The 15,364-nt window shown below is 65.9% G+C and carries 14 protein-coding genes; 3 read left to right on the top strand and 11 right to left on the bottom strand.

Features of this window, described 5'->3' with window-relative positions; translation table 11 throughout:
* Nucleotides 1-18: 18 nt before the first annotated feature.
* The 6 genes from BSQ44_RS03530 to BSQ44_RS03505 all read right to left on the bottom strand — a co-directional run bounded on the left by BSQ44_RS03530 (nt 19) and on the right by BSQ44_RS03505 (nt 5,471).
* Nucleotides 19-1,059, bottom strand: coding sequence for a glucokinase (locus BSQ44_RS03530; RefSeq protein ID WP_072601971.1), 1,041 nt, complete (start codon nt 1,057-1,059; stop codon nt 19-21).
* 5 nt (nt 1,060-1,064) lie between these two features.
* The gene (locus BSQ44_RS03525) at nt 1,065-1,484 is read right to left on the bottom strand and encodes a methylglyoxal synthase (protein ID WP_072601970.1); all 420 of its coding nucleotides are present in this window, start codon (nt 1,482-1,484) and stop codon (nt 1,065-1,067) included.
* 101 nt (nt 1,485-1,585) lie between these two features.
* Complete coding sequence (mepA, locus tag BSQ44_RS03520; RefSeq protein ID WP_072601969.1) at nt 1,586-2,587, bottom strand: penicillin-insensitive murein endopeptidase; 1,002 nt, start codon at nt 2,585-2,587, stop codon at nt 1,586-1,588.
* Between the two features lie 144 nt (nt 2,588-2,731).
* Nucleotides 2,732-3,610, bottom strand: coding sequence for an SDR family oxidoreductase (locus BSQ44_RS03515; protein WP_072601968.1), 879 nt, complete (start codon nt 3,608-3,610; stop codon nt 2,732-2,734).
* Nucleotides 3,607-4,779, bottom strand: coding sequence for a tRNA epoxyqueuosine(34) reductase QueG (queG, locus tag BSQ44_RS03510; RefSeq protein WP_072601967.1), 1,173 nt, complete (start codon nt 4,777-4,779; stop codon nt 3,607-3,609). Before queG ends, BSQ44_RS03515 begins: the two co-directional genes overlap by 4 nt.
* Nucleotides 4,779-5,471: a glutathione S-transferase family protein gene (locus tag BSQ44_RS03505; protein WP_072601966.1), complete on the bottom strand. Its 693-nt coding sequence runs from the start codon at nt 5,469-5,471 to the stop codon at nt 4,779-4,781. The genes queG and BSQ44_RS03505 overlap by 1 nt, the downstream gene beginning before the upstream one ends.
* Nucleotides 5,472-5,645: 174 nt before the next feature.
* On the opposite strand from BSQ44_RS03505, the gene BSQ44_RS03500 reads away from it, so the two are divergent.
* Nucleotides 5,646-6,452 (top strand): undecaprenyl-diphosphate phosphatase, encoded by an 807-nt coding sequence (locus tag BSQ44_RS03500; protein ID WP_072601965.1) that lies wholly within the window; start codon nt 5,646-5,648, stop codon nt 6,450-6,452.
* Between the two features lie 22 nt (nt 6,453-6,474).
* On the opposite strand, the gene BSQ44_RS03495 is transcribed toward BSQ44_RS03500, so the two are convergent.
* Both BSQ44_RS03495 and BSQ44_RS03490 read right to left on the bottom strand, forming a co-directional pair.
* Nucleotides 6,475-7,452 (bottom strand): complex I NDUFA9 subunit family protein, encoded by a 978-nt coding sequence (locus BSQ44_RS03495; protein WP_072601964.1) that lies wholly within the window; start codon nt 7,450-7,452, stop codon nt 6,475-6,477.
* A gap of 145 nt (nt 7,453-7,597) precedes the next feature.
* Nucleotides 7,598-8,686, bottom strand: coding sequence for an NAD(P)/FAD-dependent oxidoreductase (locus BSQ44_RS03490; protein ID WP_072601963.1), 1,089 nt, complete (start codon nt 8,684-8,686; stop codon nt 7,598-7,600).
* Nucleotides 8,687-8,884: 198 nt separating this feature from the next.
* On the opposite strand from BSQ44_RS03490, the gene BSQ44_RS03485 reads away from it, so the two are divergent.
* Both BSQ44_RS03485 and BSQ44_RS03480 read left to right on the top strand, forming a co-directional pair.
* Complete coding sequence (locus BSQ44_RS03485; protein ID WP_235633333.1) at nt 8,885-9,469, top strand: helix-turn-helix domain-containing protein; 585 nt, start codon at nt 8,885-8,887, stop codon at nt 9,467-9,469.
* 121 nt (nt 9,470-9,590) lie between these two features.
* Nucleotides 9,591-12,248 carry a bifunctional diguanylate cyclase/phosphodiesterase gene (locus BSQ44_RS03480; RefSeq protein ID WP_235633332.1) on the top strand — a complete coding sequence of 886 codons (2,658 nt, stop codon included), beginning with the start codon at nt 9,591-9,593 and terminating at the stop codon, nt 12,246-12,248.
* A 51-nt stretch (nt 12,249-12,299) separates the two neighbouring features.
* Here BSQ44_RS03480 and mobA read toward each other — a convergent pair whose 3' ends face one another.
* The 3 genes from mobA to BSQ44_RS03465 form a co-directional block, all read right to left on the bottom strand.
* Nucleotides 12,300-12,932 carry a molybdenum cofactor guanylyltransferase MobA gene (mobA, locus tag BSQ44_RS03475; RefSeq protein ID WP_072601961.1) on the bottom strand — a complete coding sequence of 211 codons (633 nt, stop codon included), beginning with the start codon at nt 12,930-12,932 and terminating at the stop codon, nt 12,300-12,302.
* 25 nt (nt 12,933-12,957) lie between these two features.
* Entirely contained in the window at nt 12,958-14,547 is a 1,590-nt protein-coding gene (locus BSQ44_RS03470) for a peptide chain release factor 3 (protein WP_072601960.1), read from the bottom strand.
* Nucleotides 14,548-14,653: 106 nt separating this feature from the next.
* On the bottom strand, nt 14,654-15,346 hold the full coding sequence (locus tag BSQ44_RS03465; protein WP_072601959.1) for a pentapeptide repeat-containing protein: 693 nt from the start codon (nt 15,344-15,346) through the stop codon (nt 14,654-14,656).
* Between the last annotated feature and the right edge of the window lie 18 nt (nt 15,347-15,364).

The following is a 15,364-nucleotide window of genomic DNA, read 5'->3' as shown; positions in this document are numbered from 1 at the left end:
ACCGCTCGTTGCGCGGTTTCAGGTTGCCGTGCTTCGGCGCGAGCGCCAGCGACGGCCTTCCGTCTCGACCCCGAAGCGCATGGGCGTGCGGGCGTACGCGGCAAGCCCGGCAAGCGCGGCCAGCGGATGGGTGATGACGTAGACCGGCATGGCGCGCAGCAGCGCGCTGTGGGGCGCCTTGTCCTCGAAGGCCTTACGGAAGCGGGGATGCTGCAGGGCGGTTACGATCTTCTGCGCGATGCCGCCAGTCAGATACACGCCGCCGCGGCTCATGAAAACGAGGGCCAGGTCGCCGGCCAGCCGGCCGAGGCAGGTGACGAACATCGCCAGCGCCTCCTCCGCAACATCGTCCGACCTCGCCAGCGCCGCGGTTGTGATTTCGGCCGGCGTGGTGAAATGGGCCGGTTTGGAGTCGGTGGTGGCGATGGCGCGGTAGATGTTGACCAGGCCGCGACCGCACAGGAGCTGTTCGCCGGATATGCGCCCTTCGATGCGTTCCAGATGCGGGAACACCTCGAAGTCGCGGTCCGAGCGCGGCCCCATGTCCATGTGTCCGCCCTCGCCGGGAACGGGGATCCACGAGCGGCGGGCATGGATCAGGCCGGCAACGCCGAGACCGGTACCGGGGCCGAGCACGACCCGGCTCGCGGCGGATTCCGCCTCGCCTTCGCCGATCTTGACCATGTGTTCCTCGCCGAGCGCGACGACGGCGAGCGCCTGTGCCTCGAAATCGTTGAGGAGCACGATGTCCTCGAGCCCGAGCGATCTGGCCATCTCGAGCGGGCGAACGACCCAGTCGCAATTGGTCAGGTCGATTTCGTCGCCGTCGATCGGACCCGCCACGGCAAGGACCGCCGACTTGGGCATGATCGACGTGCGGTCGAGGATAGCCGCCTGGATCGCCTCGTCGATGTTGGGATAGTCGGCCGTCTGAACGATCGGAAACTCGCGCGGTTCGGCATAGGAATCGACCAGCAGCGCGAAGCGCGCGTTCGTACCGCCGATGTCGCCGATGAGGATCGGGAATTTCAGGATCGTCTCGTCGCTCGTCTGTGCCATCCGGTTCAGCCCCGCGCCGCCGACAGATACCGTTCATGCCCCGCAACAACGCCCATCCGGTCCACGACGATCTCCGCCGTCGCGCTGTTGAGCGCCATGGGAATGTCATGAACGATCGCAAGCCGCATGAGTGCCTTCACGTCAACGTCGTGCGGCATGGGGGTCAGCGGGTCGACGAAGAAGATGAGCGCATCGATACGTCCTTCGGCGATCAGGGCGCCGATCTGCTGGTCGCCGCCGAGAGGACCGCTCTTCATGCGCGTCACGTCGAGCGCCGGACAGGCCTCCTGGATGCGGCCGCCGGTGGTGCCGGTGGCATAGATGGTGCAGCCCTCCAGAAAGTCCGCATGCGACCGGACGAAGGAGACGATGTCGTCCTTCTTCTGGTCGTGCGCAATCAGGGCTAGGCATAATTTGTTCGGCACACTTCGGTCCCGGCGGAGATCAGGCTGTCGCTGCGTCTTCCTAGGACGGTTCTCCGGGCGCCGCAACGCCGCCGCGTCCGAAAGCGCCGGCCGACCCCGGCTCACCTGTCGGGGCGTGGCCAGGGAACGGGGATGTCGCTGCCAGGAGTGGGCAGGAAGGCGTTGGCCGTCGCCGGCATGGCCGCGGTCGCGCCGGGACCGCCGATCGTGACGGCGGCTTCCGAGACCGGCGCCGGCGCCTGCAGCACCTGCCGGCACGCCGCGGGCAGGTTCGCCAAGGTCATGATGTCACGCGCCTTGGGCGCATCGGGGTTCTTGTTCGGGCGCCAAGGCTCTTCCGTGAACCACCAGGCGAGGGACTTGTCGCAGCCATCGCCGGGCGTGGTGTCGCGCTGCGGCTTGCATCCCGGCGAGCCGGCCTGGCATCCGATGCGGATGTGGAAATGGGAATCATGCCCCCAGAACGGCCTGATCTTTTCCAGCCATGCCCGGTCGCCGCTGATCGTATCGCAGAGCTTCTTCTTGATGCCGGGATGGACGAGGATGCGCTCGACCTCCCTGTAGCCAGCTGCCCGCTTCAGGAGAGCGGCATGGGCGGGTGTCCACAGGCGATCGTCGACAGTGAGGCTCCCGTCCTTGATCAGGGAACGCGCGCCGATTTTTTCCCGCTCGCTCATGGAGAGGCGGCGGTTCGGCATGGGCGTGAACCAGATGTCCGCGTCCAGTCCGATCTGGTGCGAGGCATGGCCGGTCAGCATCGGGCCGCCGCGCGGCTGCGAGATGTCGCCGAGCAGCAGGCCGGACCAGCCGTCCTGTACCGCGTCGCGCGAAAGCTTTTCCAGGAGCGTGATCATCGCCGGATGGCCCCAGCGGCGGTTGCGCGAGACCCGCATGGCCTGCCAATGTGGCCCGTCGACCGCGATCGCGACGCCGCCTGCAAGGCACCCCTTGCTGTAGAAGCCGAAAGACTGCGGCGCCGTCGCGCTGGGCAGTGTCTTGGACCCGAACAGCGTCTTTGCGAGCGGCTCCGCCGCCGCGGCCTGGCCGGCGACCAGCGGCAGCAACAGCCCGCCCAGCGCTGCAAGAAATCTCAGAGACCGCATGACTGGTCCTTCTCGTTGTCTCCGGTCAGAACCTCCACGATCGGTCCCCGTTGGTTACCGGAACGTTAACCGCGATCGAATCGATCGCCGAGACTATCGGCGAAGGCCGGTGCCCGCCAGCCGCGCCGGGGAAATGTCCGCCGCTCAGTCCGTTCCCTTCCAGCTTCCGTCCGCCCACATGCGCGACAGCGCCACGCGATAGTCGGGAAAGGCGAAATCGAAACCGCTGCGTCTGATCTTCGCGTTCGAAACCCGTTTGTTGTCGCCCCAGAAGCTGCGCGCCATCGGCGTCATCTCGGCTTCCTCGAAGGTGACTTCCGGCGGCGGTTCCACGCCCATCAGCGAGGCGGCGAAGGTCACCACGTCCTGGGGCGGCGAGGGCTCGTCGTCGGTCACGTTGAAGACGCCCCCCGACCGCTTCTTAGCCAGATGCTCGAGCGCACCGGCAATGTCCTCGACGTGGATGCGGTTGAAAACCTGGCCTTCGCGAACGACGCGCCTGGCCGTGCCCTTCGAGAGGTTCACCAGCCCGTTGCGGCCCGGACCGTAGATGCCGGAAAGGCGCAGCACGGCGACGGGAATGCCCGTTTCCTCGCCCAGCGTCAGCCAGTCCGCCTCGGCCGCCACACGCGCTTCGGACCGCTGGGAGCCCGGCCGGCACTCCGCCTCCTCGCCAACGACTGCCCCGTCATGATTGCCGTAGACCCCGACCGTCGAAAGGTATCCGATCCAGCGCAATTCCGGCATGCCGTGGCGGATCTTCCTGCCGGCGGCAGCCAGCACCGGATCGCCCTGCCGGCCAGGCGCGGCCGATGCGACCAGATGCGTCGTGCGGGCGAGCGTGTCTGCGGCCTCGCCGGAAAGGCTCTCGCCGTCGAAGATCAGCGGCTTCAAGCCGGCATCCGAGAGTTCGCCGAACTTCTCCTCCGACCGTGTGGTTCCCGCGATCCACTCGGCCTCGTGCCTTATCCGGCGAGCGAAGGCCTTTCCGGAGTAGCCGGCACCGAAAATGAAGACCCTCATGCGTCCACTCTCTCGCTCCGACGGGTCGCCCGCATCCGCCTTGCCCATTCCCATTCCCGCTCATCCTCCGGGTCGGTCACGCGATCCACATGACGTCGTTCGAATTCCTCCGGCGCCAGCAGCCGTCCGCAGGCCCATATCGCAGCGCCCCGCACCAGCGCCGACGCATCGCGCATCAACTCTGCGCATCTTTCCGCCAGCCTCGCATCGCCGGAATTCCCGGCCGCAATCAGCACGTTGCGCAGGAACCGGTCGCGGCCGATCCGCTTGATGGGTGAGCCGGAAAACGTCTGCCGGAACGCCGCGTCGTCCAGTTCGAGCAGATCGGCAAGTGCCGGCGCCCTGCGATCGTCCCTTCCCGCCAGCTTCGCCTCCGATGCGGTCCGCGCGAACTTGTTCCAGGGGCAGACGGCAAGGCAGTCGTCGCAGCCATAGATGCGGTTGCCGATCGCCTCGCGAAACTCGTGCGGGATCGGTCCCTTGTTCTCGATCGTCAGGTAGGAGATGCAGCGGCGCGCGTCGAGCTGGTAGGGCGCGGGAAATGCGTCCGTCGGACACACGTCCAGGCAAGCCCGGCACGATCCGCAGTGATCTTTCTCCGGCTCGTCCGGCGGCAATTGCGCCGTCGTGAAGATCGACCCGAGGAACAGCCAGGATCCGAGGTCGCGGCTCACGAGGTTGGTGTGCTTGCCCTGCCAGCCGAGACCCGCCGCTTCCGCCAGCGGCTTTTCCATGACGGGCGCGGTATCGACGAAAACCTTCACGTCCGCTCCCGTGCGAGCGGCGAGCTTCGAGGCGACGAGCTTCAGTCGGCCCTTCATCACGTCGTGATAGTCCCGGTTCTGCGCATAGACCGATACCGCCCCGGCGGAACGCTCAGACAGCACCGAAAGCGGATCGTGGGAGGGACCGTAGTTCATCCCCAGCATGATGACGCTCCTGGCGTCCGGCCACAGCCGTGCGGGTGCGCCCCGCCGTTCGGCCGTCTCTGCCAGCCAGTCCATCGATCCGTGCCGGCCTTCCGCCAAGAACTCCGACAGGCGCCCGGCCGCTTGCGGCGTGGCGGCGGGATGGGTGATGCGAACGACGTCGAAGCCCGCCTTCACCGCCTCGCCCTCGATGAAGGCCCGCAGCCGGCCGGTATCGGCCTGCGCGGCGGTGGGAGACATCAGAAATCCAGGTCCGCGTAATGCGATACCGGAGAGAGCCCCGCCGTCCGGTCCGACAGAAGCGGGCGGAACGACGGACGAGACTTGATGCGAACGTACCATTCGCGTGCCTCCGGATAGTCGCGCCACTCGATCTCGCCGAGATAGTCGAGGACAGACAGGGCCGCCGCGGCCGCGAGATCGGCGTAGCTCAACTTCGAACCCGCAAGCCAGTGGCGGGTTCCGGCAAGCCAGTTGGTGTATTTGAGGTGCGGTTTCAGGTTTCCGCGCGCCACCCGGATTGCAGCCGAATCCGGCGAGCCGCCGCCCTGCATCGACGACATCATCGGCTTGAACGCGCGCTCCCGCACGAGATGCCGAGTCACCTCCGAATCGGTCTTGCCAAGATACCACTCGACCAGCCGGCGCACCTCTGCGCGCAGGAACGGGTCTTCGGCGAACAGGCGCTTGTCTCGTTTCAGCGCCCCCCGCGTCTCGTCGATGTATTCGGCGATGACGCTCGCTCCGACGATCGGCGTATCCCCTTCGGCCAGCAGAACCGGCAGGCTTCCGGCCGGATTGAGCGCCAGGAACTCCTTCCGCCGCATCCAGGGCTTTTCCTCGATCAGCGCCAGTTCCTCGCCGAATTCGCCGAACGACAGCCGCACGAAGCGGCAGGAGGCGAGGAGCGGATGGTGGAAAAGGGTCAGCATGGTCCCGGACAATGGTCATCCCTGTGGCCTTTTCGCGGCGGCGGCGCTATGAGCGCGGCGGCGCTCGAAGCCACCCTGGTCGTCCCGGCACGAAGGCGGTGCAGACCTATAGGGGCACTTGGCCATCATGACAAGCAATGCGCCCCTGGCCGGCGGCGCGAACGGGAAACCCGGATGGAACAGCAAAGCATCGTGGAAGCTCTCCTGCTCGGGCTTCTGGAGGGTCTCACCGAATTCATTCCGGTGTCCTCGACCGGCCATATCCTGCTTGCCGGGCACTTCCTCGGTTTCGAATCGACGGGCAAGGCATTCGAGGTGCTGATCCAGCTCGGCGCGATCCTGGCGATCCTGTCGGTCTACTTCACGCGCCTGTGGAAATTGCTGATGGATTTCCCGCGCGACCCGCGAACGCGCCGTTTCGTTTTCGGGATTCTCGTCGCCTTTTTTCCCGCCGTCGTCATCGGCGTCATAGCGCACGACTTCATCAAGACCGTATTGTTCGAGACGCCGATGCTGATCTGCGTGATGCTGATCCTCGGCGGGGTTGTGCTCCTTTGGGTCGACAGCTGGCAGCGGGAGCCGGTCTATCGCGACGTCATGGACTATCCGCTCGGGCTCTGCCTGAAAATTGGCCTGTTCCAGTGCCTCGCGATGATCCCCGGAACGTCGCGCTCCGGCGCGACGATCGTCGGCGCCCTGCTGATGGGAACCGACAAGCGCTCGGCGGCCGAGTTTTCTTTCTTCTTGGCGATGCCGACCATGGCGGGCGCCTTCGCCTACGACCTCTACAAGAACCGCAACATCCTGTCGCCGGACGACGCTATGCTCATCGCAGTGGGCTTCATCGCGTCCTTCGTGGTCGCCGTCTTCGTCGTTCGCTCGCTGCTCGACTTCGTCTCGCGGCGCGGCTACGGCCTCTTCGGCTGGTGGCGCATCGTGGTCGGACTGGTCGGGATGGCCGCGCTGCTCATCTGGGGATGATCACGGCCCACTGGCCGGCCCGTCAGTTCTGCACGCTGCCCGTGACGTACTGGCCGGTGCGGCGATAGCGCCACAGATAGGTCGGCAGGATCGCCTCCAGCGACTGCGGCCTGATGCCGATGCCCTCGAGCGTCCGGCCATCCCGGATCGCCTCCTCCGATACGACATTGTCGACCTTCAGCTGCTTCACCTGGTCCCTGGTCAGCAGCGCGCCGGGCAGCACCTCGAGCACGCTCGCCTGCAGGTCCGCCAGCCACCAGGGAACGGTGAGGAGGTAGCGCTTGCGCTCGATCACCTCCAGCATCAGTTCCATGCATTCGCGGAAGGTGAGCACCTCCGGCCCGCCGAGGTCGTATATCTTGCCACCCGCGATCTTGCCGTCCACCGCGCGCGCCACGGCCTCGGCCACGTCGCCGACATAGACCGGCTGGAATTTGGTGTGTCCGCCGCCGATCATTGGAAGCGCGGGCGAGAAGCGCGCCATGTCCGCGAAGCGGTTGAAGAAGCTGTCCTCCGGCCCGAACATGATCGACGGCCTCAGCACGACCGCATCCGGCACCGTTTCCATGACCGCCGCCACCCCGGCAGCCTTGGTCCTCGCGTAGCCCGATTCGGACACAGGGTCCGACCCGATCGCCGATACCTGTGTCATGCCGATCCCGTTAGCACGCGCGACCTCGGCGATCGCCCGCGCGCCGAAATCCTGGACCGCGGAGAAGGTCTGGCGACCGCTTTCGGCGAGGATGCCGACGCAGTTGACGGCGTAGTCGGATTCGGCGAGCGCGCGTTCGATGGACCAGCGATAGCGCAAATTGGCCTGGATGGGCTGGATCTGGCCGACATTGCCAAGCGGCTGGAGATGTCCCGCGAGATCCGGCCGGCGGCAGGCCACGCGGACGAGATATCCTCGCCTGGCCAGCGCCCGCACCACGTGACGGCCGAGGAAGCCGGAGCCTCCTAAAACCGTCACCATCTTCGGCGTGGATGCGATCAGCGCCATCGGAAAATCCCCGTCAAAAATTCGGCCGTTGTCGCCTGGCGCGAACCGGCCAGGCAAGTCAGCGATGTCATAATCGGTTTCGCTTCAAAGGCAAAGCGCGGCTGATCGACCCTGGTTGCATTGCACACTGCCCAGAACGCCGTTTTCAGGCCCGGAATCTCGCCGGCGAAAGAGCGGTGGGGATTACCCCCTCGTCGATGATGTCGGCTGGCGGGTTCTTCCCCGCGACGAGCGCGGCGGCGAATCGCGACAGGGCCGGTGCGGTCTGGATCCCGTAGCCGCCCTGCCCGGCCAGCCAGAAGAACCCCGGGAGGCCGGGTTCGAATCCCGCCACCGGCGTTTTGTCCGCCACGAAGCTGCGTAGGCCCGCCCACTTGTTCTCCACGCGCTGAACCGGGAAATCGAACGCCTTCTCGATCCTGTCGATGCAGATCGCCACGTCCAGCTCCTCCGGCTGGGCATCGCATGGCGCAGACGGCGTCTCGTCGGCCGGCGATATCAGGAAGCGTCCCGCGTCCGGCTTGAGATAGAATTCCTCGTCCACATCCACGACCATCGGCCAAGGGCCGATCTGGACGCCATCCGGCGCGGCGATGATGAGGGCGGTGCGGCGCTTCGGAACGAGCCCGATCCTGTTGGCGCCTGCCATCACGCCGATCTCGTCGGCCCAGGCGCCCGCGGCGTTCACGACGATAGCGGCGCGTATCTCGAGGTTCGACGTCCGGATGCGCCAGGTCGCCCCGTCCCGTTCGATGCCGAGGATTTCCGCGCCGGTCTCCAGCCGTCCGCCCGCCGCGCGGAACTGGCGAAGATAACCCTGGTGCAGCGCATGGACGTCGATGTCACGCGCGCTGGTGTCGTGGATCGCCCCGGCGACGTAGCCGTCGCGCATCAAGGGCATCAGCGCTGATGCCTCGGCGGGAGAAACGCGGCGGATCTTTTCGCCGACCGGAAAGGTGGCGAGTTCCCGTTCCAGTGCCTCGATCTGATCGGGGCGAGCGACCGTCAGCACGCCGCGCGGCGACAGGATCGGGGCGGCCGCGAAACCGGTCGGCGGACCGTCGAAGAACGCCCTGGAAGCTCGCGACAGAGCCCTGATCTGCGGCGGACCGTAGGTCTCCGAAAACAGCGCGGCGGAGCGTCCGGTCGTGTGATATCCGGGCTGGCCCTCGCGCTCGGCGAGCAGCACGCGATACGTCCCGGCCAGTTCGGAAGCCACCGAAGCCCCGGCCATCCCAGCTCCGATGACGAGAATGTCGCATGTTTCGACAGATGCCGCCGCCAATGGCCGAACTCCCCGGTTGAGAACTGAGCACTAGCAGAGATTTTCCGATCGGAAAATGAGGTGGACGAACGATACCGCCCTCCGTACCTTGAGCGGATGGATCAGCAGGTTTCACGACGCACGGATGCTGCGGACCGGCGCGTGCGCATGGGTGAAAGGTTGCGGCAGCTTCGGCGCAGCCGCGGCCTGACGCTGAGCGACGTCGCGCGGCTTTCGGGGCTCGCGGTCTCGACCGTATCCAAGGTCGAGCGCGGGCTGATGGCCCTGACCTACGACCGGTTCAGCGAGCTGGCCGACGGGCTCGGTATCGACCTGATGGAGCTCTTTTCCGAACACGGATCCCGGTTCCGCCCGGGCGCGGTCGCAATCGCGCGCGAGGACGAATACCGGCTCCACGTGACGGAGAACTACTCCTACGAAATGCTGTTTCCGGAGTTGAGAGGCAAGGCGATGACGCCGATGCTGGGCACGCTGCAGCCCTTCGAGCGCATGCGCTTCGACCGCTTCGTCAGCCACGCCGGCGAGGAATTCCTGATCGTGCTGGAGGGGCGCGTCACGGTACATCTGGAAGACCGCTCTCCGGTTACCCTCGGAAAGGGCGAAAGCCTCTATTTCGACTCCAGCCGTGGCCACCTCTACGCCTCGGCGGGACCGCAAGACGCCCGCATCCTGGTGGTCTGCATCCGGCCGCGGGAAATGGAGCAGAGCCCGGACGTCGAGAGCACCGGATAGTGCTCCCCGGCGGGAATCTCATCCCCTAAGGCAAATTTAAGCACTCGTGCCTAACGTGCATACTTGGACAGGAGAAGGCTCCCGAGTTTTGTTTTCAGCGTTCCGAGCGTTCGTTTCGAGATTGTCGGCCCTGATCCGCCGTCCGGCGAATGCGACCGCTGCGACGGCGTTCGTCGTGATCATCGCCGCCGGCATCGTGGCGGAATATCAGAACCAGCAGGTGTTCGAGCGCGAACTCCGCGCCAAGGTCTACAACGAAGCCAGCCTCGTTCGCGCCCGGCTCGAGGGCAACATAAACGGGAACGTGCAGCTGGTGCGCGGGCTCGTGGCGACCATCTCGGCCAACCCCGACATCGGCCAGCAGGAATTCTCGCTGCTGGCCGCAAAGCTCATGGCGGAACGGACGCAATTGCGCAACATCGCCGCCGCCCCCGATCTGGTCGTCTCTATGATGTATCCGATCGAAGGCAACGAGCAGGCGATCGGGCTCGACTACACGACATCGGAAGCGCAGCGCCAAGCCGCATTCCGCGCCCGCGACACGGGCGAACTCGTGCTCGCCGGTCCTCTCGATCTCGTGCAGGGCGGGAAGGGTTTGGTCGCCCGCTTCCCGGTCTTCGTCGACGAGCCGAACCACGGGCATTTCTGGGGCATCGTGTCGGCCGTCATCGACGTCCCGCGGCTCTACGCCGACAGCGGCCTCTATGCGTCGGGACTCGGGATCGACATCGCCATCACCGGCACGGATGCTCTCGGCGCCGACGGAACGCGGTTCTTCGGCCGCGAGGACGTCGCGCAGGACGATCCGGTGGAACTCGACGTGCAACTACCGTCTGGCGGGTGGCGAATGGCCGCGATCCCGAAAGGCGGCTGGAAATCCTCGCCGCCGAACGTGTGGTGGCTCCGCGCCGTCATGTTCATCGGAGGCGCCTTCATCCTCGTTCCGATCTTCGCCAGCGGTCGCCTCATGGAAGAGCGGCAGTTGCACATCGGCGAACTTCACCGCCGCGAAATGCAGCTCGCGCGCCTGTCGCGCAGGTTGCGGCTGGCGCTGGACACTTCGCGCGTAGGCGTCTGGGAACTGGACATCGAGTCCAACGAGCTCTTCTGGGACGACCGTATGAACGAAATCTACGGCTATCCGGCGGACGCGGGTTCCCGCGACTATGCGTCCTGGTCCCAAAGACTGCATCCCGAAGACGCCGGGCGGGCCCAGGAGGAGTTCCGTACTGCACTCGAGGGCAGCGGGAAATACCTGTCGGAATATCGCCTCGCCCTGCCGAACGGCGACGTCCATCACATACGCGCGATCGGCGCGGTCTACCGGGATTTCGGGGAACCCGCCCGCATCGTCGGGGTAAACTGGGACGTGTCGGCCGACGTCGCGCTGAACGAGGAACTCAAGCGCGCCAACACCCTCACCGAAGCACGCAACCGGGAGCTGGAAGCGGCCAAGGAGCGTATCGAGTTCACCGCGCTGCACGACGCGCTGACGGGATTGCCGAACCGCCGATACCTGGACGGCGTGCTCGCCGAACATGCCGAACTCTTCGAGGCCGGACGCGAGACCGCCGGCCTGCTGCACATCGATCTCGACCGCTTCAAGCAGATCAACGACACGCTCGGGCACGCGGCCGGCGACGCCATGCTCGTGCATGCCGCGAGAGTGCTGAGAAACTCCGTTCGGGACGGGGACTTCGTGGCGCGCGTCGGCGGCGACGAGTTCGTCATCGTTTGCCGCCGCGCCTGGTCGCACGAGGAGGCCGGAACCCCCTATCTCTCCGATCTTGCCGAGCGCATCATTGGCGAAATCCAGCGCCCGGTGTCCTACCAGAGCCACGAATGCCGGTTCGGCGTCAGCATCGGCATCGCCAGCGACACCGACGTGGATGCCAACCCGACGCAGCTTCTGGTGCATGCCGATATCGCCCTTTACCGGGCGAAGAGCCGCGGGCGGAACCGCTACCAGTTCTTCAATGACGCACTGCGCACCGAAATCGTCACCACCAAGCGCATCGCCGACGACATTCTGTCGGGGATCGAGCAGGGCCAGTTCGTCGCCCATTACCAGCCGCAGTTCGATGCCGAAAGCCAGGAAGTCATCGGCGTCGAGGCGCTGGCGCGATGGGAACACCCAATTGAAGGTCTTCTCCAGCCCGCTTCGTTCATGAAGATCGCCGAGGAACTCAACGTGGTCGACGTCATCGACCGCATCATCCTCGAACAGACGCTTACCAACCTGAAGGAATGGGACGCCACCGGGCTGGCGATCCCGAAGGCTTCGGTCAACGTCTCGGCGCGGCGTCTGCACGACGAGGAACTGGTCACCAGCCTGCGCGAGCTGTCGATCGAACCCGGGCGCATTTCCTTCGAGCTGGTGGAATCGATCTTCCTGGACGAGCAGGACGAACTGGTCGCCTGGAACGTCGACCTCATCAAGGAACTGGGGATCGACATCGAGATCGACGATTTCGGCACCGGCTACGCTTCGATCGTCAGCCTGATGAAGCTCAAACCCAGCCGCCTCAAGATCGACCGGCAGCTCGTGATGCCCATCTCCCAGTCCCGGGCGCAGTGCCAGCTGGTCGGCTCGATCATCGAAATCGGCAAGTCGCTCGGCATCCAGGTCCTGGCCGAGGGCGTGGAAACGATGGAGCATGCACGCATCCTGAACAAGCTCGGCTGCGACGCGCTGCAGGGTTACGCGTTCGCACGTCCGCTGCCGTCCAGGGAACTCGTGGAATTCGTCGAGAGCTGTCGCTGGCGTCGCGCGTCCTGACCAAGCCGGCGCTCGTTTTCTGGAACCCCGCGACCGGCGCTCCACAGAAGATCAGTCTTCCAGCAACGAAACCAGGCGTTCGGCCTCGATGAGATCGTCCGGCGTGTTCACGTTGAAGAAGGGATCGAGCGGCTCGGCCGGCCAGGCCACGGTCGCGATCCTGTAGCGGGAAGCGAAGCGCTCGACCTTGCGGACATCCTCTTCGACAAGCGCACGGCGCAGATCAGCCTTCAAAGACGCGGGCCAGAGTCCCACCACGGGATGATGGCGGCCACCCGAGGCGGCGATGGCGATGTCGGCATATTCGCGCACCCGCGCCTCCTCGAGCCTCACGACGAGATCTCGCGGCAAGAAGGGGCAATCGCCCGGAACGGTCGCGACCGTTTCAGCGCCGGGAAATCGCTCGGCGGCATGCTCCAGCCCCGCTAGAATCCCCGCCAGCGGCCCCGCGAAGCCTTCGACGCCGTCGGCGATTATCGGCAGCCCGTACGATGCGAAGCGGGCCGGGTCGCCATTGGCGTTGAGCACAAGCGCATCGCACTGCGGCGCGAACCGCTCCACGACGCGGTCGAGAATGACGCGGTCGGCAAGCACGCGCAGCGGCTTGTCGCCTCCCCCCATGCGGCGCCCGAGCCCCCCGGCGAGGATGACGCCGAGAACCGGGCTCGATACGTCGCTCTTCATGCCGAGCCTCCCGGCCGCGTCCGGCCTATGCCGCCTCGCGCACCTGATAATCCTTGATCGCGGCGAAGCGGATCTGCTTCCAGCGTTCCGCCTCGTAGTTCAGCCCAAACTCGTGCGGCGCCAGGAAAACGGGATCGTCGTCCAGGTCGCGGGCGATATCGCCGCGGTGGGCTTCGACGAAACGATCGAGCTCGTTTGCCGAATCCGCCGTGATCCACCGGCAGACCGAAAAGCGCGCCGTCTCGAAATCGACCGGCAGGCCATATTCTGCGTTGAGCCGTTCCTTGAGCACATCGAGCTGCAGCGCGCCGACGACGCCGACGATCGCCGGCGAGCCGTCCTCGGGCGTGAAGAGCTGGACGACCCCTTCCTCGGCCATCTGCTGCAGCGCCTCCTTCAGCTTCTTGGCCTTCATCGGGTCGCCGAGCCGGACGCGCCGCAGGATTTCGGGCGCAAAGTTCGGGACGCCCCGGAACAGGAGTTCCTCCCCCTCCGTCAGCGTGTCCCCGATCCGCAGCGTGCCGTGGTTGGGGATGCCCACGACGTCTCCGGCAAAAGCCTCATCCGCTGTGACGCGCGTGCGGGCGAAGAAGAACTGCGGCGCCGACAGGCTCATCGGCTTGCCCGTGCGCACGAGCTTGGCCTTCATGCCGCGCTCCAGCTTGCCCGAGCAGACCCGTACGAAGGCGATGCGGTCACGGTGGTTGGGGTCCATGTTGGCCTGGATCTTGAAGACGAAGGAGGTCATCTTGTCCTCCGTCGCATGGATCGTGCGGGTGTCGGCCTCCTGGTCGCGCGGGCTCGGAGCCCAGGCGCCGAGCGCCTCGATCAGGTCCCGCACGCCAAAGTTCCTCAGCGCCGAGCCGAAGAACACCGGCGTCAGGTGCCCGTCGCGGAAGGCGGAAAGATCGAAGGGCCGGCACGCCTCGCGCGCAAGCTCCATTTCCTCGACGAAAGCGTCGCGCTCGTTGGCGGGCAGGCTACCCGACACCTGCTCCGACTGCGGCCCATTGACCTTGATCCATTCCTTGTCGGCATCGCCGCGGCGAATGGCGTTGTCGGCGAGATGATAGGTGCCGCCGAAGCTCCGTCCGCGGCCGATCGGCCAGGTCACCGGCGCGGTATCCAGCGCCAGCTTCTCCTCGACTTCGTCCAGGATCTCGAACGGATCGCGCGTCTCGCGGTCCATCTTGTTGACGAAGGTAACGATCGGGATATCGCGCAGCCGGCAGACCTCGAACAGCTTCAGCGTGCGCGGCTCGATGCCCTTGGCGGCGTCGATCACCATGACCGCCGAATCGACGGCGGTCAGCGTGCGGTAGGTGTCGTCGGCGAAATCCTCGTGGCCGGGCGTATCCAGAAGGTTGAAGACATGGTCGCCATATTCGAAAGTCATCACAGAGGTGACGACCGAGATGCCGCGCTCGCGCTCGATCTTCATCCAGTCCGACCGGGTCTGGATCTTGTCCTTTTTGGCTTTCACCTCGCCGGCGAGCTGGATCGCGCCGCCGAACAGCAGCAGCTTTTCCGTGAGCGTCGTCTTGCCCGCGTCCGGATGCGAGATGATCGCGAAGGTGCGGCGGCGCGCGACCGCCTTTTCGATGGCTTCCGTCATGTCCACGATGTCCTTTGAACCGCGGGCTTATAGCGGGGCGGAAAAGGACTGTCGAACGCGAATTTGGCGGGGCATCATTCGAGTCGGCTGGAGCGCGGCCGGGAGGTCAGTCGAATTTGCAGGGCCATGACGCGGAAGGCGAAAGTCCGGCTGGAAGCTTCGTATCGCTGTCGCCGCAGGTGAGATCGACCTGCGCCTGTGCCAGGCCGGTGGCGGACGAGAGATCGACGCCTTCGATGCGGGTCAGGTACAGGAAGGCATTCTCGAAATCGACGGCGCCGCCGATCTCGGCACCGACGAAGCTGGCGCGCGAGAGGTTGGCCAGCGTGAAGCGCGCGCCTTCCAGACGGCTCTTTTCGAAGCTGGCGCGTCCGAGTTCCGCCTTCTCGAAATTCGCACCGGCCAGGTTCGCACCGGAGAAATCGGCGCGTTGGAGTTCCGCGCTGGCAAAGGACGCCCCGTCGCCCTGCATGCCGGAGAAGCTCGTCCGGTAGGCTTCCGCCCGTCCGAAGTTCGCGCCCGCCGCGTTGGCTCCGGCGAGCGAGGAACGCACCAGCGTCGCCTTCTGGAGGTCGGCCTTCCGCAGGTCCGCGTCGCGGAGATCGGTCAGGGTGAAATCGGCGCCGGCGAGCGTCGCGCCCGCGAGGGCTGCCCCTCTCACCACGATGTTGCTCTTGTTACAGTCCTGCCAGTCGACCTGCGGGGCGGGAGAGCTCTTGCAGTCCGCGGCAATCGCGGACGTGCAGGGAAAACCGATCGACACCAGAAGGGCGGCGCACCAGCCGGCCTTCCCTTTCATCCCGCTCGACGTCGAGGC

This window comes from Aquibium oceanicum (assembly GCF_001889605.1).
Classification (GTDB): domain Bacteria; phylum Pseudomonadota; class Alphaproteobacteria; order Rhizobiales; family Rhizobiaceae; genus Aquibium; species Aquibium oceanicum.
This window is presented reverse-complemented; position numbering and strand designations above follow the sequence as displayed.